This window comes from Enhydrobacter aerosaccus (genome assembly GCF_900167455.1).
Taxonomy (GTDB): Bacteria; Pseudomonadota; Alphaproteobacteria; order Reyranellales; family Reyranellaceae; genus Reyranella; species Reyranella aerosaccus.
The window spans coordinates 946,936-964,392 of sequence record NZ_FUWJ01000002.1; the positions used below are offsets into that span (position 1 = coordinate 946,936).

At 64.3% G+C, this 17,457-nt stretch carries 19 protein-coding genes; 11 read left to right on the forward strand and 8 right to left on the reverse strand.

Going from position 1 to position 17,457, the window contains the following annotated elements; genetic code table 11:
- The first annotated feature begins 37 nt into the window (after positions 1–37).
- Entirely contained in the window at positions 38–526 is a 489-nt protein-coding gene (locus tag B5D62_RS13825; RefSeq protein ID WP_085934423.1) for a tetratricopeptide repeat protein, read from the forward strand.
- Between the two features lie 15 nt (positions 527–541).
- Here the strand turns inward: B5D62_RS13825 and B5D62_RS13830 are convergent, their stop codons facing one another.
- Positions 542–1,174, reverse strand: a complete 633-nt coding sequence (locus tag B5D62_RS13830) for a LysE family translocator (protein ID WP_085934424.1) — start codon at positions 1,172–1,174, stop codon at positions 542–544.
- Between the two features lie 31 nt (positions 1,175–1,205).
- Positions 1,206–2,045, reverse strand: a complete 840-nt coding sequence (locus B5D62_RS13835) for a universal stress protein (RefSeq protein WP_085934425.1) — start codon at positions 2,043–2,045, stop codon at positions 1,206–1,208.
- A gap of 161 nt (positions 2,046–2,206) precedes the next feature.
- Between B5D62_RS13835 and B5D62_RS13840 the strand changes: the two genes are divergently transcribed.
- The gene (locus B5D62_RS13840; RefSeq protein WP_085934426.1) at positions 2,207–5,719 is read left to right on the forward strand and encodes an indolepyruvate ferredoxin oxidoreductase family protein; all 3,513 of its coding nucleotides are present in this window, start codon (positions 2,207–2,209) and stop codon (positions 5,717–5,719) included.
- A gap of 182 nt (positions 5,720–5,901) precedes the next feature.
- Here B5D62_RS13840 and B5D62_RS13845 read toward each other — a convergent pair whose 3' ends face one another.
- Positions 5,902–6,498: a YqgE/AlgH family protein gene (locus B5D62_RS13845; RefSeq protein WP_218191055.1), complete on the reverse strand. Its 597-nt coding sequence runs from the start codon at positions 6,496–6,498 to the stop codon at positions 5,902–5,904.
- A 134-nt stretch (positions 6,499–6,632) separates the two neighbouring features.
- On the opposite strand from B5D62_RS13845, the gene B5D62_RS13850 reads away from it, so the two are divergent.
- The 4 genes from B5D62_RS13850 to B5D62_RS13865 all read left to right on the forward strand — a co-directional run bounded on the left by B5D62_RS13850 (position 6,633) and on the right by B5D62_RS13865 (position 9,843).
- A complete protein-coding gene (locus tag B5D62_RS13850; protein ID WP_085934428.1) occupies positions 6,633–7,115 on the forward strand; it encodes a peroxiredoxin in 483 nt (160 codons plus the stop codon).
- Between the two features lie 218 nt (positions 7,116–7,333).
- Positions 7,334–7,996, forward strand: a complete 663-nt coding sequence (locus B5D62_RS13855; protein ID WP_085934429.1) for a hypothetical protein — start codon at positions 7,334–7,336, stop codon at positions 7,994–7,996.
- 66 nt (positions 7,997–8,062) lie between these two features.
- Positions 8,063–8,938 carry a shikimate dehydrogenase family protein gene (locus B5D62_RS13860; RefSeq protein WP_170920933.1) on the forward strand — a complete coding sequence of 292 codons (876 nt, stop codon included), beginning with the start codon at positions 8,063–8,065 and terminating at the stop codon, positions 8,936–8,938.
- 65 nt (positions 8,939–9,003) lie between these two features.
- Entirely contained in the window at positions 9,004–9,843 is an 840-nt protein-coding gene (locus B5D62_RS13865; RefSeq protein ID WP_085934431.1) for an SDR family NAD(P)-dependent oxidoreductase, read from the forward strand.
- On the opposite strand, the gene B5D62_RS13870 is transcribed toward B5D62_RS13865, so the two are convergent.
- From B5D62_RS13870 to B5D62_RS13880, 3 genes are all read right to left on the reverse strand, one after another.
- Positions 9,833–10,591, reverse strand: a complete 759-nt coding sequence (locus tag B5D62_RS13870) for an SDR family NAD(P)-dependent oxidoreductase (protein WP_085934432.1) — start codon at positions 10,589–10,591, stop codon at positions 9,833–9,835. The genes B5D62_RS13865 and B5D62_RS13870 overlap by 11 nt on opposite strands.
- An 84-nt stretch (positions 10,592–10,675) precedes the next feature.
- Entirely contained in the window at positions 10,676–11,329 is a 654-nt protein-coding gene (alkB, locus tag B5D62_RS13875) for a DNA oxidative demethylase AlkB (protein ID WP_085934433.1), read from the reverse strand.
- 18 nt (positions 11,330–11,347) lie between these two features.
- Positions 11,348–11,854, reverse strand: coding sequence for a MarR family winged helix-turn-helix transcriptional regulator (locus tag B5D62_RS13880; protein ID WP_085934434.1), 507 nt, complete (start codon positions 11,852–11,854; stop codon positions 11,348–11,350).
- 78 nt (positions 11,855–11,932) lie between these two features.
- On the opposite strand from B5D62_RS13880, the gene B5D62_RS13885 reads away from it, so the two are divergent.
- On the forward strand, positions 11,933–12,802 hold the full coding sequence (locus tag B5D62_RS13885; RefSeq protein WP_085934435.1) for an EamA family transporter: 870 nt from the start codon (positions 11,933–11,935) through the stop codon (positions 12,800–12,802).
- Here B5D62_RS13885 and B5D62_RS13890 read toward each other — a convergent pair.
- The gene (locus B5D62_RS13890) at positions 12,797–13,504 is read right to left on the reverse strand and encodes a haloacid dehalogenase type II (RefSeq protein WP_085934436.1); all 708 of its coding nucleotides are present in this window, start codon (positions 13,502–13,504) and stop codon (positions 12,797–12,799) included. The genes B5D62_RS13885 and B5D62_RS13890 overlap by 6 nt on opposite strands.
- A 115-nt stretch (positions 13,505–13,619) precedes the next feature.
- On the opposite strand from B5D62_RS13890, the gene B5D62_RS13895 reads away from it, so the two are divergent.
- From B5D62_RS13895 to B5D62_RS13905, 3 genes are read left to right on the forward strand one after another with little or no spacing between them, the layout of a single operon-like run.
- A complete protein-coding gene (locus B5D62_RS13895; protein ID WP_085934437.1) occupies positions 13,620–14,231 on the forward strand; it encodes a GyrI-like domain-containing protein in 612 nt (203 codons plus the stop codon).
- A gap of 37 nt (positions 14,232–14,268) precedes the next feature.
- Positions 14,269–14,565 (forward strand): ArsR/SmtB family transcription factor, encoded by a 297-nt coding sequence (locus B5D62_RS13900; RefSeq protein ID WP_085934438.1) that lies wholly within the window; start codon positions 14,269–14,271, stop codon positions 14,563–14,565.
- Positions 14,566–14,598: 33 nt separating this feature from the next.
- Positions 14,599–15,108, forward strand: coding sequence for an SRPBCC domain-containing protein (locus tag B5D62_RS13905; protein WP_085934439.1), 510 nt, complete (start codon positions 14,599–14,601; stop codon positions 15,106–15,108).
- Between the two features lie 33 nt (positions 15,109–15,141).
- On the opposite strand, the gene B5D62_RS13910 is transcribed toward B5D62_RS13905, so the two are convergent.
- On the reverse strand, positions 15,142–16,020 hold the full coding sequence (locus B5D62_RS13910; RefSeq protein ID WP_085934440.1) for a LysR family transcriptional regulator: 879 nt from the start codon (positions 16,018–16,020) through the stop codon (positions 15,142–15,144).
- Between the two features lie 163 nt (positions 16,021–16,183).
- Here B5D62_RS13910 and B5D62_RS13915 point away from each other — a divergent pair, with 163 nt between their 5' ends.
- Positions 16,184–17,428, forward strand: a complete 1,245-nt coding sequence (locus B5D62_RS13915) for an MFS transporter (protein ID WP_085934441.1) — start codon at positions 16,184–16,186, stop codon at positions 17,426–17,428.
- Positions 17,429–17,457 lie beyond the last annotated feature (29 nt).

Consider the following 17,457-nt stretch of genomic DNA (forward strand, 5'->3'; position numbering starts at 1 on the left):
ATCTCCAGAACAATCGTCTGTTCACAAGGAGACCGCAATGCGCTCGACCATTATCTCCAGTGTTGCGTTGTGTGCGTTGATCCTGTCATCGGCCGCCTTTGCCGCAGGTGGCGGTGGCGGTGGTATGGACAGCCCTCCGGCCAAGCCCAGTGATCCGAACTACACCCAGGCCAAGTCGATGATCGAGGCCAAGAACTACAAGGCCGCGATGCCGCTGTTGCAACAGGTGGTGGCAAAGGACCCGCAAAATGCCGATGCCTATACGCTGATGGGCTATGCCACGCGCAAGTCCGGGGACCCCACTGGATCGCTGCAATACTACAACCAGGCGCTGGCGCTCGATCCCAAGCATATCGGCGCGCACGAATATATCGGCGAGGCCTATTTGATGCTCGATCGTCCAGCCGAGGCGGAACAGCACCTGGCGCGGCTGAACTCCATTTGCGTGTTCGGCTGCACCGAGTACCGGATGCTCAAGGCCGCGCTGGCCGACTACAAGGCCGGCAAGAAGCCGGTGACGAACTGACTCTAGCGACCGTCGTCAGCGACCCTCGTCGAGCGCCAGGCGAAGGGCGAGCCCCGCGAACACCGTCCCGAGCAGATACTGCGGCGCCCGCCGCAGGCGGCTACGGCCGGCGAGAATCCGGCCGAGACCGCTGGCGGTCAGGATGACCGTGCCGTTGACGACCAGACCGATCCCGTTGAGCACGGTCGCGAGCAGCAGGATTTGCAATGCGACCGAGCCGGCCTCCGGGTGGACGAACTGCGGGAACAAGGCCAACGCGAACAGCGCCATCTTCGGGTTGAGAAGATTGGTGAACAGACCCTGGCGGAAGACCACGCCGACCGAATAGCGCCGCGTCTCCGCGCTCGGTGCGACGGCGCTCCCGCTCGACCGGATCGTCTTCCAAGCAAGGTAGAGCAGATAGGCCGCACCGAGGTAGCGGACCACGTCGTAGGCGACGGGCACGGCCAGGAAGAGCTGGGACAGGCCCAACGCCGCCGCCAGGGCATGGCAATAGGTGCCGGCCTGGATACCGGCGAGCGTCGCGAACCCGGACGCCCGTCCCTGGGAAGCACTGCGGGACGCGATCAGCAGCATGTCCGGCCCTGGCGTCAGGGTGAGCGCCAGGCAGGCCGCGGCGAACAGGGCAAGGGTGGGAAGATCGAACATCGGTAACCTCCGTCGGCCCTGATTCAACGCCTCAATGGGCGATCAGGATCGGTACCGTCATGCTGGAAAGGATAGTGCGGCTGGCCCCGCCCAGCATCATTTCCCGCACCCGCGAATGGCCATAGACACCCATCACGATCAGGTCGGCGCTGCTGTCCGCCGCACGCGACAGGATGATGTCGCCGACATCGGCATCCGCAGCGGTGTCGCGCTGCAGCGCGGCCTTCACCCCATGGCGTTCCAGCCAGGTCACCGCGCTTGCGGCCGAGGTCGGCTCCTCGTCCCCCACGCCTTTCGGCGGGTCGATGGTCAGGACCAGCACCTTGTCCGCCTTCTCGAGCAGCGGCAGGGCATCCGCGGCCGCCCGCCCGGATTCGCGGCGGCCGTTCCAGCACAGCAGGACCGTCTTGCCGGTCGCGCCGGTGACGCCGATATGCGGCACCACCAGCACCGGCCGCTCGGTCGCCAGCGCCAGCCTCTCCGGCAAGTCCGGCAGTGCGCCCATCGCCGACGGCTCGGGTTCGGCCTGGCTCACCACGACCAGATCGGCGCCGTGGGCGAAATCCGCCAGCGCCTCGTCGGCATAGCCCTCGGCCGTGTGCCATTCGTAGGATCGGCCCTTGCCCTCGAGCGCGGCCTTGAACAATCCCGATGCCGCAGCCTCGTCGGCCTTCACGGCCGCCTCGTAGTTCCGGTAGAGCGCGTCCATCGCCAGGCTGCCGTCGCTGAAGATGGGTGCCTCGAAGCGCGGCCGCACATACAGACCGACCAGATGCGCATCGAAGCGCGAGGCGAGTTCCACCGCGACGCCAATTCGCCCGGCAGCGGTCTTGCCGCCGTCGCAGTGAACCAGAATGACCTTGTATCCCATGCCTTCTTCCTCCTGACGACAGCCCACTGCCCGCGGGGATTTGCGAGCGATGCGAAATTCCTCTCACCCTAACAAGCCTGCGGCCTTTCCTCTCGTCCATCCTCGCCGCTATTGTGGGTGATGAACGTTCGTTTAGCCCCGACTTGGGAGGACTTTAAGCGATGAGTACGTCCACCACACCTGTCCCCCTCGTTTTTGGCGATTACGCTCTCGAGGACCGCTATCGGCTGGAGAAGGGCCGCGTCTACCTGACCGGCATCCAGGCGCTGGTCCGCTTGCCGATGATGCAGCGCCAGCGCGACCTGAAGGCGGGCCTGAACACGGGCGGCTTCATCTCCGGCTATCGCGGCTCACCGCTCGGCATGTACGACAACGCGCTGTGGAGCGCGAAACGGTATCTCAAGGAAAACAACATCCACTTCCAGCCCGGCATCAATGAGGACCTCGCGGCGACGGCGGTCTGGGGCACGCAGCAGACCAACCTCTTCCCCAACGCCACGGTCGATGGCGTGTTCTCGATCTGGTACGGCAAAGGCCCCGGCGTCGATCGCTCGATGGATGTGCTGAAGCACGGCAATGCCGCCGGCACCTCGCCCCATGGCGGCGTCATCGCGCTGGCCGGCGACGATCATGGCTGCCAGTCCTCGACCCTGCCGCACCAGAGCGAGCAGGTTTTCGCTGCGGCGATGATTCCGGTCATCAATCCGGCGACGGTTCAGGAGTATCTCGACTTCGGCATCCTGGGTTTTGCCCTGTCGCGCTATTCAGGCTGCTGGATCGGCTTCAAGGCGATCTCCGAGACCGTCGAGTCGGGCGCCTCGGTATGGATCGACCCCGAGCGCGTGCAGGTCGTCCTGCCGACCGACTTCCAGCTGCCGCCGGGCGGGCTGGGCATCCGCAATCCCGACGCGCCGCTGGAACAGGAAAAGCGCCTGCATGGACCGAAGATGGCGGCGGTCAGGGCCTTCGCCCGCGTCAATGGCTTCGACAGAATGGTGATCGATCCGCCGCGGGCCCGCATCGGCATCATGACCACCGGCAAGGCCTATCTCGACACGCGGCAGGCGCTGGAAGATCTCGGCATCACCGACGAGCGCGCCAAGGCCCTTGGCATCCGCCTCTACAAGGTCGGCATGACCTGGCCGCTGGAGCCCGAGGGCGCGCGGCGCTTCGCCGAAGGGCTGGAAGAAGTCATCGTGGTCGAAGAGAAGCGCTCGAACCTCGAGGACCAGCTCGTCCGCATCCTCTACAATCTGCCGGCCGACCGGCGACCGCTCGTGGTCGGCAAGGCCGACGAGACCGGCCGCATCATCCTGCCGAGCGAAGGCGAGTTGTCGCCGACCGGCGTCGCCCTGGTGATCGCCAACCGGCTGATGAAGCATATGGGTGAGTCGCCGGAACTGAAGCAGCGCCTCGCCCGTCTGGAAGCCAAGGAAAAGCTGCTCAACGCCCCGCCGCCCAAGGTGGCGCGCACGCCGTTCTTCTGCTCCGGTTGCCCGCACAACACCTCGACGCGCGTACCGGAAGGCAGCCGGGCAATGGCCGGCATCGGCTGCCACGGCATGGCCGTGTGGATGCCGGACCGTCGCACCTCGATCATCAGCCACATGGGCGGAGAAGGCGTTTGCTGGGTGGGTCAGGCGCCCTTCACGTCCGAGAAGCATATCTTCCAGAACCTTGGCGACGGCACCTACTACCACTCCGGCCTTCTGGCGATCCGCCAGGCCGCCGCCGCCGGCGTCAACATCACCTTCAAGATCCTCTATAACGACGCTGTCGCCATGACTGGCGGCCAGCCGCATGACGGCCCGCTGACCGTTCCCGAGATCACGCGGCAGGTCGAGGCCGAGGGCGCCAAGCGCATCGTCGTGGTCACGGACGAACCCGACAAGTATCCGCCCAATGCAGGCTTCGCCCACGGCGTGAGCATCCGCCATCGCGATGACCTCGACGCCGTGCAGCGCGAGCTGCGCGAAATCCCGGGCCTGACCGTGCTGGTCTATGACCAGACCTGCGCCGCCGAGAAGCGCCGCCGTCGCAAGCGCGGCACCTTCCCCGATCCCGCGAAACGCGTCTTCATCAACGACGCCGTCTGCGAAGGCTGTGGCGATTGCTCTGACAAGAGCAACTGCGTGTCCGTGAAGCCGCTCGAGACCGAGCTCGGCCGCAAGCGCCAGATCGATCAAAGCAATTGCAACAAGGACTTCTCCTGCCTCAAGGGCTTCTGCCCGAGCTTCGTATCGGTGCATGGCGGCACGCCAGCCAAGGCCCGCCAGCGCCCGCAACTGAAGGCGGTGCAGGACGATCCCTTCGCGGCGTTGCCCATGCCGACGATGCGGCCGTTGAGCGAAGCCTACGGCATTCTCGTGACCGGCATCGGCGGCACCGGCGTGATCACCGTCGGTGCATTGATCGGCATGGCCGCCCATCTCGAGGGCAAGGGTTGCACGGTGCTCGATTTCACCGGCCTCGCGCAGAAGAATGGCGCGGTGATGAGCCATGTGCGGCTCGCGCCCAAGCCGGAGGATCTCCATGCCGTGCGCATTGCCGCCGGCGGCGCCAATCTGGTCCTGGGTTGCGACATGGTCGTCGCGGCTTCGCCCGCCGCTTTGTCGCGCATCGAGCCCGGCGTTACCAAGGCCGTCATCAACGGCTACATGCAGCCGGTCGCGGCTTTCGTGCTGAACGGCGACATGGATCTCGGTGCCGACTCGATGATGAAGGCGATCCGCGACGCGGCCGGCGACGAGGCGACGTCGTTCGTCGACGGCACCGGCCTCGCGACCGCGCTACTCGGCGATTCGATTGCCACCAATCTCTTCATGCTGGGCTATGCCTGGCAGAAGGGACTTGTGCCGTTGTCCCTGGAGGCCCTGATGCGGGCGATCGAGTTGAATGGCGTGGCGATCGAAACCAGCAAGCGCACCTTCGCCTGGGGACGTCTGGCCGCCCACAATCTCGGTGCGGTTCAGGCCGCGGCGAAGCCGACGCTGCGGGTCGAGAAGCCCGTGGCGCGCACGCTGGCCGAGATCGTCGCCAAGCGTGTCGAGCTGCTGACGGCCTATCAGAACAAGGCCTACGCCGAACGCTATCGGGCGTTCGTCGAGAAGGTGGCCAAGGTCGAGAAGGACAAGGCCAAGGGACGTTCCGGCCTCGCCGAGGCGGTGGCGAAGTCGCTCTACAAGTTGATGGCCTACAAGGACGAATACGAGGTCGCGCGTCTCTATACGGATGGCGAGTTCCTGAAGAAGCTGCGCGCGCAATTCGAAGGCGACTATAGGCTGAGCTTCCATCTGGCGCCGCCGCTCTTCGCCGAGCGCGACGCATCGGGTCAATTGAAGAAGCGCGAGTACGGACCCTGGATGCTGTCGGCGTTCCGCCTGCTTGCCTCCTTGAAGGGACTGCGCGGAACACGCTTCGATCTCTTTGGCGGCACCGAAGAGCGCCGCATGGAACGCCGCCTGATCGAGGAATACGAGGCGACCATCGACAGCGTCCTCGCAACGCTCGACCAGAACAACCACGCCCTGGCGGTGCAGATCGCCCAGGTACCGGAAAGCATGCGCGGCTTCGGACACGTCAAGGAGAAGAACGTGAAGGCCGCCAAGACACGCGAAGCATCACTACTGGCCGCCTATCGCGCGCCCGCGACGGCGCAGATGGCTGCTGAATAGATGATGGTCGTATAGGGAACGTGCGCTACGGGACGCCTACGCTCCCGAATGGGGTTGGGGAAGGAGCGAAGGCGTCCCGGCTACGCACGCCCCCGCGAAGGGAGGGTGCGGAGGCGCATCCATGCGTATATGCCCCTTCGTTCTGGACAATCAACGGTAGTAAACGCACACTTGATGTGCGCTCAGGCACGTCCCGTCTGATGTGAATAGGAAGCAGGGTCGAACTTGCCGCCGCCACCGGCCTTGCCGCCGAGCTGGTCGAGCGCACGCTGCCATTTGGCGTCGAAATCGGCGTCGAACACCAGTGACGGATTGGCATCGACGACGAGCCAGGCATTGTCCTGCATCTCATGATCGAGCTGGCCTGGCCCCCAACCCGAATGACCGAGCGCCAGCCAGGCCTGTCTCGGTCCGGTGCCGGCGGCCATGTCCTTCAGGATCTCGAGCGACGCGGTAAGCGCCATCCCGCCATTGATGAGAAGCGTCTCGTCGCGCTTGTAATCGGCGGAGTGCAGCACGAGGCCGCGCGACGTTTCCACGGGACCGCCGAACAACACCGGCTGAGCCGCAGCACTCGACGGCACGTCGATGCCAAGCTGCTTGTAAACCTGGCCTAGCGGCAAATCGTCGACCGTGTTGTTGACGATGATGCCGAGCGCGCCTTCATCGTCATGCTTGCAGATGAAGACCACACTCTTCTGAAAGCGCTCATCCGGCATGGATGGCGCGGCGACCAGGAAGCGGCCGACAAGCGAAGCCGCAGGTGAGGACCCGGACATGATGTGATGTTCCCCCAAATCCATGGGGATTGTCCGGTCAAAGATCAAGGGCCGAGCCCGTTACGGCTGTGGTGATAGACAAGAAAATGCCGCCGGCCTAGGGTCCCGCGTCCCATCCATAGAGGAGCTGAAACATGGCGAAAGTCGGCGACAAGGTGCCCAACGCAACCCTACGCACGATGGGCTCGGAAGGCCCGAAACCGATCACCACCGAAGAGCTTTTTGCGCCCGGCAAGAAGGTCGTGGCCTTTGCCCTGCCCGGCGCCTTCACCCCGACCTGCTCGGCGAAGCATGTCCCTGGCTTCGTTGCGGAATTCGATCAGCTCAAGGCCAAGGGCGTCGACACCGTCGCCTGCATCTCGGTCAATGATGCATTTGTCATGGGAGCATGGGGCAAGGACCAGAAGGTCGGCGACAAGGTGCTGATGCTGGGGGACGGCAATGGCGAATTCACCCAGGCGATGGGCCTGACCATGGATGGCTCCAAGTTCGGCTTGGGCACGCGCAGCCAGCGCTACGCCATGATCGTCGAGGACGGGGTCATCAAGGATCTCTTCGTCGAGAAGCCCGGCGCCTTCGAGGTGTCGTCGGCCGAGAACGTGCTGAAGCACCTCTGATAGCCCTTTAAATAATCTTTCATTTTATCCCCTCGAAGGGGGGCTTATTTTGACGGCGGGATTGAAATAATCCCGCCGTTTTTTGTTTCGTTGATTTCCATTGCTCTGAATCTTTAAGCCTTTGATCTAGATCATCATCCTAGACATTTGGCTGATCTAGCCTTCTTATGTGCTTCGGGAGCTGCGACTTCCCGCACAATCATTTGAGGGAGAATGTCATGGTGAATCCGAGTCGTCGTACAACCTTGAAGTACCTGGGCTTCGCGGCGGTCGCTGCGCCGCTGACCGGCCTTTCCGTCCCGGCCTTGGCGGATGAAGACCTTTATATTGCCAGCCGCTACCAGAACTTCGATCGCGGCACTGTCCATAGTCTCGACCCGAGCACGCGCGGTCTTGTCGTGGATTTCCCGAACAAGGGCAGTGTGAAGATGAAGGCCGCCGACCTGGTCGTGCGGACGAGCTCGGGCTACGCCGGCAACTCCTATGCGGAGCTCAAGGTCGGCCAGACGATCGACGTCCAGTGGTATGACTACGTCGATTTCCTGGTCGCCAAGACGACTCCGGAAGTCACGGCCCATGCCAAGGCGATGGTCGCCCAGGGTGCTCGTATCGAAGGCCTCCCCGGCTCCGAGCATCAGATCCGCCTGTTCAGCCTGGCGGGCATGGTGGTGAGCACGGATCCGCAGTATTCGACGTTCTCGATCATCAACGCCTCCGGCGGCGAGCCCGACAAGCCGGCTCCGGACAGCGGCGAGGTGATCCGCCTGCCGCAGATCCAGACCGATGCGGGCAAGGCTGCTCTGGCGACGCTGAAGCCGGGTGACAACGCCACCACCGTCTACAGCGTGCAGACGGCGATCAAGATCGTGATCATCCGCTAAGCGCGGACGATTTCCAGACGAAGGCGGGGCCTCACGGCCCCGCCTTTTTCGTTTATGGTGGTGGACATGGACTCGACCATTCCACCCCTTTTCACCGGGCTTTTCGCCATCAACGGCGAGACCCGCCTCTACGGCACGATCGGCTCTCCGATCCGGCAGCTGCGCATGACGGGGATCATGCCCCAGGTCTTCGCTGCCGTAGGCGCCAATGCCGTGTGGCTGCCATTCGAGGGCGACGCGGCGCTGTTGCCCGTGATGCTCGAGGCGCTCGCCAGGATGCGCAACCTCGGCGGCTTTACCGTCACGATTCCCAACAAGACGGCCATCATACATCTGCTGGGCCGGACGACGCGGCGTGCCCAGGCGGCGGGCAGCGTCAACCTGGTGAAGCGCGATCCCAATGGCGTCCTGGCAGGCGACATGGCGGATGGTGCCGGCTTCGTTCGCGGTCTGGAAGCGCACGGCCATCGCATCCGCGGCACGAGCGTGTGGCTGGTGGGGCTGGGCGGCGTCGGCGGCGCGATTGCCGCCGCGCTCTGCGAAGCGGGCGTCGGGCGGCTGCTCGTGACTGAAATCAACGAAGCTCGCGCAGACACGGCGCTCGACCGATTGTCGCGTTTCTACCCGGACGTCCCGGTGGCCATGATCTCCGCCGAAAATCCGCCCAAGGGGATCCATTATGCGATCAACGCGACGCCGCTCGGCCTGCGCCCCGACGATCCGTTGCCCTTCGATCCCATGACACTCGATCCCGATGCCGTGGTGGCGGAAGTGATCATGAGTCCCATCGAAACTCAGCTCCTGCAACGCGCACGCACCCATGGTCGGCGTGTGCATTACGGCCGCCACACGCTCGACCACCAGATCCCGGTCTATCTGGAATGGTTCGACATCGACACCAAGGGAATCGACATCGTCCGACTCGTGCGCTCGATTCCCTGAAGCGCGGCGACTTGGCTGTCGCTGCGCTCCTCGCCCCCACTACAACCAACGTCGAGGAGGACCGAATGGCGCAACACGACAATCGGACGGCGCTCGTGACGGGTGCCACAGACGGGGTTGGTCGCCTCGTCGCCCGCCGGCTCGGCGCGGCGGGCTTTCGCGTCCTCGTGCATGGGCGCAATCGCGAGCGCGGCGAGGCGCTGGTACACGCCATCGAGCAAGAGGGAGGTCGCGCCGACTTTCTGGCTGCCGATTTCAGGGCGCTCGACGAGGTCCGCGCCCTGGCGAATGCCGTCATGGCCAGCACCGATCGGCTTCACCTGCTGATCAACAATGCCGGCATCGGCACTGCCGGCGATGAAGCTGGACGGCAGACGAGCGCAGACGGCCATGAGCTGCGTTTTGCCGTCAATTATCTCGCCGGCTTCCTCCTGACGCATCGACTGCTTCCGCTGCTGAAGGCGAGCGCGCCAGCCCGCATCGTCAACGTCTCCTCGGCCGGACAACAGGCGATCGACTTTTCCGACGTCATGCTGACGAAGCAGTACAGTGGGGTCAGAGCCTATTGCCAGAGCAAACTGGCGCAGATCATGTTCACCATCGATCTCGCCGCAGAACTCGAGGGCTCCGGCGTCATCGTCAATGCCCTGCATCCATCGACCTATATGGATACGACCATGGTGCGCCTATCCGGCGCCACGCCCATGAGTCGGGTCGAGGATGGCGCAGAGGCGATTCTCAATCTCGCTATCGGCGACGGCATCGCCGGCAGGAGTGGGCTTTACTTCAACGTCCTGCGCGAGGCGCGCGCCAATGCGCAAGCCTATGATGCAGAGGCACGCCGCCGGCTGCGCACGCTGAGCCTGCGCCTCACCGGCCTGGCGGCGAACGGCGTCAGAGCGTGACGCCGCCGTTGACGTGAATGGTCTGTCCGGTGACGTAGCTCGCGGCAGGCGAGCACAAAAAGGCTATGACGGCCGCCACTTCGGCCGGCGTGCCGTAACGTCCCATCGGGATCGATTCGCTGACTTTTGCCATGCGCTCGCGCGGGACGGCGGCATGGCCATCGGGATCCTTCTCGATGAAACCAGGGGCGACGCAATTCACCGTCACGCCCGATGGCGCCAGATCGGCGGCCAGCGCACGGGCGAGGGCCTCGATACCGGCCTTGGCCGCCGCGGTGGCAGGGAAGTTCATCAGGCCGCGCGCAAAGGCGTGAGCAACAAAGGACGAGACGCCGATCATCCGGCCGCCATGGCCAGACTTCACCAGCCAGGGCTTCGCCGCCGTGGCAAGTTCGAAGAAGGCGGAGGTCATCGCCGCGAGGCTCGCATCCCAGGTCGGACGGTCGACCTGACCGATGGGTCGTCGATCGGCAAAGCCGGCATTGCTCACCACGACATCAAGGCGGCCGAACCGCTCGGCTGTCTTGTTCACCAGCCGCGTAACGATAGCCGGTTCCGCGACGTCACCCTCGAGCAGCAGGGCCTCGCCCCCGGCGTGGCGCACGGCGGCCGCGACCCTCTCGCCGCCCGCCTTGTTCCGACGCACATGGATCGCCACCGCCGTGCCAGGGCCCGCCAGCGCCCGCGCCGTGGCGGCGCCGATACCAGATGATGCGCCGGTGACGAGACAGACACGGGTGATCGACATTGCGCCTGGGATTTCCTTTCGACGGGTCCGAGCCCGGTCCGGGTTCTAGCATGTAAAGGATCCGATACGTCGAGCGACCCGATTTCAGAGCGCCGCGCGGAAGGTGAGATTGATGCGCTGGCGACCGAGCAGCGGATGGGTTCCGTCCTTCACAGTGAGGACGCCATGATGGAACAGGCGGGATGGACCGCCCCAGACGACCACGTCGCCGTGTCGAAGCGGATAGCGTTTGACCGCGTCCTTACGCTTGACCCCGCCGAACTGAAAGGCCGCCGGCAGGCCAAGCGAGACCGAGACGATCGGCTGGGAGAAGTCGCGCTCGTCCTTGTCCTGATGCAACGACAGCCGGGCGCCCGGTAGATATCGATTGATGAGGCAGCTATCGGGCGCAAAGCCACCATAGCCAGCTTCGAGGGCCGCCTCCGCGGCAAGGACCCGGAAAACCGGCGGCATGGCCGGCCATGGCCTGCCGCTGTCGGGGTCCTGGCGGTCATAGCGATAGCCAGTCCGGTCGGTGACCCAACCTGCCCGACCGCAATTGGTCATGGCGACCGACATGACGTAGCCGCTCGGCGTGACCATGCGCCGGAACGGCGCCTGCGCCGCGATGACATCCACCGCCGCCAGAAGTGCGGTCTCGTAAGGCAGGGCCTTGCCGTGCAGCAGCACGGCGCCCTCGGCGATCCCCTCACGAGCCGGAGCGCCATTCATGTCGATGCTATCGAACAGATCGTCCACGCGCGCGGCCCTCGAATCCTAGCTTTTCCCTTCAGACGTGCCCGACTCGAACACCTTGAGATAACGGCTGAGCAGGGCATCGAGCGCCACCCTGTCCTGCTTCGACAGGCCCTCGATGAGCCTGGCCTGAGTGGCAACGTGCGCCGTTACCGTGGCGTCAATGACTGCGAACCCCTTCTCCGTCAGGGCGATCAGGACACTCCGGCCGTCTTCGGGATTTTGCCGGCGCTCGACGAGACCGGCCTTCTCCAACTGGTCGATGCGATTGGTCAGCGTTCCAGACGTGATCATCATCGTGCCCAGCAGATCGCCGGGTGACAGGCTGTAGGGTCGGCCGGACCGACGCAAGGTGGCCAACACGTCGAAGCTTGCCGCGGTCAGCCCGTGCGCGGCAAAGGTCTTCTCCATCCCCCGGCCGAGATGATGGGACAGGCGGTTGATGCGCCCGATCAGCCCCATCGGTGCGACATCGAGATCCGGCCGCTCCCGATGCCATTGCGCCAGGATATCGTCGACACGATCCATGGCGCATCGTGATCCGCGATTATCTTGACGTCAAGATAGGCGCCACTTATCTTGACGTCGAGAAATCTTGGAAGGCCGATGACACGCGACGTCGACTATCTCCTCACGGCTATCGCGCCGGCCGTATGGGGAAGCACCTACCTCGTAACCACACAGTTTCTGCCGCAAGGCTATCCGCTGACGGTCTCCATGTTGCGGGCGCTGCCGGCGGGCTTGCTGCTCCTGCTGGCGGTCCGGCAACTGCCGCACGGAGCTTGGTGGTCCCGAGTTTTCGTCCTGGGCGCCCTCAACTTCTCGATCTTCTGGGCAATGCTGTTCGTGGCGGCCTACCGTTTGCCCGGCGGGGTTGCGGCGACGGTAGGAGCGATCCAGCCGTTGATCGTCCTCCTGCTGGCCCGCTTGCTGTTGGGATCACGCATTCATCCCCTCGCCGTCTTCGCCTCGTTCGCCGGGGTGGCCGGCGTCGCGCTGCTGATCCTGACACCCTCCGCCACGCTCGATCCGATCGGCATCGCTGCCGGCCTGGCAGGCGCCGTGTCGATGGCCGCAGGAACCGTCCTGACGAGTCGCTGGCGTCCACCGGTTTCGTCACTGACTTTCACAGCCTGGCAACTGACGGCTGGCGGCATGCTGCTGCTGCCGGCGGTCCTGTGGCTCGAACCGACGCTGCCGCCTCTCACATCCGCCAACCTCGCGGGCTTCGCCTATCTCGGTCTGATTGGCGCCGCGTTTACCTATTATCTCTGGTTCCGCGGCATCGGCCGATTGGAGCCTGCGACCGTCTCGCCGCTCGCCCTGCTCAGTCCGGTCACGGCCGTGATTCTCGGCTGGGCTTTCCTGGCCCAGAGTCTGACGCCGATGCAGATCGCCGGCATGATCCTCGTGCTGGGCAGCGTCTGGTTGAGCCAGCGCGCGCAATCGCCTGTTGCAGCCCGCCGAGCGTCATGAGGACCAGGGCGACGTGCTGAACAGCCTCGCGACATGGTCCAGCGACGGGAACGTCTCGTCCGAGACATAGTCCGCGAGCGGCTTGCGCCCCGTGCCTCGGTCGATCCAGACCGCGCGAAAACCGATATCGCGCGCCGCCACCAAATCGAGATGCGGACTGGCGCAGATATGGACGACGTCGTCCTTTGTGACGCCGAGCGCCCGATGAGCATAGGCAAAGATCTGGCGGCTGGGCTTGTAGGCCTGCGCCTGCTGCGCCGTGATCACCCGGTCGATATGCCCACCCATCTGCGCGACGTTGCCGGCGATGATGTCGTCATCCGTATTTGAGATGATGCAGAGCCTGAACCCTTGCTGCCTGAGCGCACCGAGCGTCTCCACGACTTCGGGAAACGGCGGCATGCGCGAAATACTCCCGGTGAGGATCTCGATATCCTCGGGTGCATAGGCAAGCTTCAATTCCTCCATTGCCATCTGGAGCGCAGATCCCGCGACATCCTTGAACGACCGGTGCGGCTTCTCGCTTTCCAGTTCGTGCTCGTACCTGTCGTACACCTGGATCAAGGTCGCAGCGTCGACCGTCGAACCGGCATGCTTGACGAGAATCCTGTCGACAGCCGCGAGGAGACCTTCGTCCCACTGGATGAGCGTGCCATAGCAATCGAAGGTCAGCCAGCGCGGCTTCGGACCGGATAGGGGCATTCACGCTCTCCTAGCGACGTCGGATCTTGTCTCGCTGTAGAGCTTGGCGATATCGGCTGCAATCGCCTTTATATTTGTAGGCACACACCTCTCCGCATAGAGACTGGACAGGCGAATGACCAAGGTCGATTTCAAGAAGGACCGCAAGGACCTTTACGCACCACCGCGCAATGCCTTCTCGCTTGTGAAGGTGCCGGCCATGACTTTTCTGATGGTGGACGGCCAGGGCGATCCGAACACGGCACCAGCCTACAGGGAGGCGGTCGAAGCTCTCTATGCGGTGTCGTACGGCGTGAAGTTCGCCAGCAAGAGAATGCTCGATCGCGATTATGTCGTCGCGCCTCTCGAAGGACTGTGGTCGGCAAGGGACTGGTCGGCCTTCACGCGCCGGGCCAAGGACGAATGGCACTGGACCATGATGATCCGCCAACCCGACTGGATCACGGACGCGATGATCGAGGCCGCGCTCGAAGCGGCACAGGCAAAGAGAAGGACATCCGCGCTTTCCCTACTGCGTCACGAGACCTTCGAGGAGGGCCGCTGCGTGCAGATCCTGCATGTCGGCTCGTACGACGACGAAGCGCCCGTCCTCGCCCGACTCCACGACGAATTCCTGCCGCAGCACGGCCTCTCACCAACCGGCCGTCATCACGAGATTTATCTCAGCGATCCCCGCAAGACCGCGCCGGCCAAGCTCCGGACGATCCTGCGACAGCCTGTTCTGTAGTATTGACTTAATTAAGTACATCTTACATTATCGCCAGATGGACAGCCTCGCCGCGCTTGCCGATCCCACCCGTCGGCGCATCGTCGAGATATTGGCGCGGGGGCCGCTTTCATCGGGACAGATCGCGGCGCGTTTTGACATCACGCCGCCGGCGGTCTCGCAGCACTTGAAGACACTGAAGGCCGCCAAGCTGGTGCGCGCGCGCGCGGAGGCACAGCGCCGGATCTACGAGCTCGATCGCGAGGGCGTAGAAGCGCTCGCGGGCTGGGTGAACGATCTGCGACGGTTCTGGTCAGGGAAGTTCGACGCGCTGGAGTCAGCGCTGCGCCGATGAGCCGGCGCAAGGATTGACTGTCGGAGGTGAGCGATGAGCGAGAAAGGCGAAGCATCGACCGTGCCCTGCCTGACTTTCAGGCGCGCACTGCCAGGCCCGGTCGAGAAAGTCTGGGCGTACCTGACCGACACGCGCCTGCTGCCGGCGTGGTTTGGTGAGGACAGCAGCATCGAGCCGCGCCAGGGCGGCAAGGTCCGGCTGATGGGCGGTCATATCCGCGGAGTCGTCACGCAATGGCAGCCGCCGAAGAAGCTCGTCTATACCTGGAATGTCTTCGACGCCGGCGATGGCGCGGATGCCGTATCCGCCTATCCCGAATCCTACCCCACCTTCGAACTCGAGCCGCGCGCCTCGGACGTCCTGCTCACCTTCAGGCACTTCCCGATTCTCGACCGCTTCGTGCCGCAAAGCGCGATGGGCTGGCACACGATGCTCGATATGCTGAGTGCCGGCCTGCGCGGGGATCCGACCGGCGACCGCGCCACCTACAGGCAACGCAACGCCGCTCTTTATGGTGTCGATCTCGACAATCTGGCTCGGTGAGCGACAGAGACGCTCCAGTCGTTGCCGGGAGTTCTAGGCCGGGAGCAGGTTCTCGACCATGAAATCCACGAAGGCCCGCAACTTCGGGGACAAATGCCGGCTGGAAGGCCAGAGCAGCCGGAACGTTCCTTCATGATCAACGTAATCGTCGAGTACGCTGATCAGCGTGCCGACATCGAGTTGGTGTCGGATGGCGAAGTCCGGCAGGCAAGCGATTCCCAACCCCTGCTCCACCATGTAGATCAACGGCTCGACGGTGTTCGCCACCGCCGTCATCGGCAAGTCGATATTCCTCAGCTGGCGCAGCGGCCATGCCTCGAGCTTGCCGTTGGTCGCATAGCGATGCTGCAGGCAGGCATGCACCTTGAGATCCCGCGGTCGTCGCGGCATCCCTCTGGCGGCGAAATAGGCGGATGAACCGACGATGCGATGACGGAATGTTCCCACCGCCCGCGTCATCAGTCGGGAATCGGTCGCGACCGCCGATCGCACCACGCAATCGAAACCTTCATCGATGACGTCGACCAGCCGGTCGGTGAAGTCGAGATCGAGCTCGATGTCGGGATAGGCACGCATGAAGGCGCTGAGCGTCGGCATCATCAGCATGCCGACCAGAGGCAGACTGACGCGCAGCTTGCCGCGCGGCGCCTCGCGCGTCTGCGCCAGCTCGAGTTCGGCCGCCTCGATCTCGCAGAAGATCCGCCGGCACCGTTCGAGAAACAGGGCGCCTTCGGGCGTCAGCGTGACGGTGCGCGTCGACCGATGGAACAGCCGCACGCCGAGCCGCCCTTCCAGCCGCGCGATCGTCTTGCCGACCGCCGATGACGAAACGCCCAACCGTCGTCCTGCGACCGTGAAGCTGCGAGCATCTGCGGCCTGAACGAAGGCGCCGAGCGCTCCCAGGTTCTCCATCGATGCACCTCGAGTCTGGACGTCGACGTCCGATGTGTTTGGAACTCTAGCCAAATTCTCCAAACCGACGCGCAAAATTACCTTGCCCGACAACGAGGTAACCGAGCCGGTCCGTTCCCAAGGCCTCGGTCACCGCTCCCCTCTGTTCAGGATTGGCATCCGCATGGCATGCATCACGACAACTCTCGACACGGACGCGAAATGCACCGAAGCCCCGGCCGGCAGCGAGACGCTTCTGCACGACTCACTCCCCCTTCCTGGCCTGCTCGCACTGGCAATGGCCGCTTTCATCACCGTCCTTACCGAAGCGCTGCCGGCCGGCCTCCTGCCGCAGATGAGCAGTGCCCTCGGCCGGTCCGAGGCGCTGATCGGTCAGCTCGTGACCGCCTACGCCATCGGCAGCTTGTCGACCGCGATTCCGCTCACCGTTGCGACGCAAGGGTGGCGCCGCCGGCCACTGCTGCTTGTCGCCATCGGCGGCTTCGCCATCGTCAATACGATCACCTCCCTTTCGACCGACTATGCGCTCACGCTCGGCGCGCGATTCGTGGCCGGCGTCTTCGCGGGACTGCTCTGGGCACTGGTGGCCGGCTATGCGGCGCGAATGGTCGCCGAGCCGCTCAAAGGACGTGCGATCGCCGTCACCATGGTCGGCATTCCGATCGCCTTGTCGCTCGGCATTCCCGCCGGAACCCTGCTCGGCGCCATCGCGGGCTGGCGAGTCACGTTCGGCCTCATGACCCTCCTGACCATCGTGTTGATCGGATGGATTCTCGCTGCGGTGCCGGACTTTCCCGGACAGGCGGCGGACAAACGCTTGCCGATGCCGAAGGTCTTCTTGATGCCCGGCATCCGCTCGGTGCTCGCCGTCACGCTCACCTTCGTGCTCGCGCACAATATCCTCTACACCTATATCGCGCCTTTCATCGCCCTGGCGGGTATTGGCGACCACCTCGATTTCGCATTGCTCATCTTCGGCCTGTCGAGCCTCGCGAGCATCTGGGTTACCGGCCTGTTGATCGACCGCCTCCTGCGCGAGCTGGTTCTCGGCAGCATCGGGCTGTTCGCGCTCGCCGCCCTGGCACTCGGCATGTGGGGAGACCTTGCAGCGATTACCTACGCCGGGATCGGCCTCTGGGGCCTGGCCTATGGCGGCGCGGCGACCCTCTTCCAGACTGCCTCGGCCAAGACGGCCGGCGATGCGGCCGATGTCGCACAATCGATGATCGTTACCGTCTGGAACCTCGCCATCGCGGGAGGGGGGATGTGTGGCGGTCTTATGCTGGAAACATTCGGCGCCGCTTCCTTTCCATGGGCGCTCATCCTTCTGTTGCTTCCGAGCCTGGCGATCGCCTGGCGCGCCCGGAACCACGGCTTCCCGCCGACGAGCCGGCGATCGGCCGGCTGATCGTCCTCCCAATCCACCACCGAGAAGGT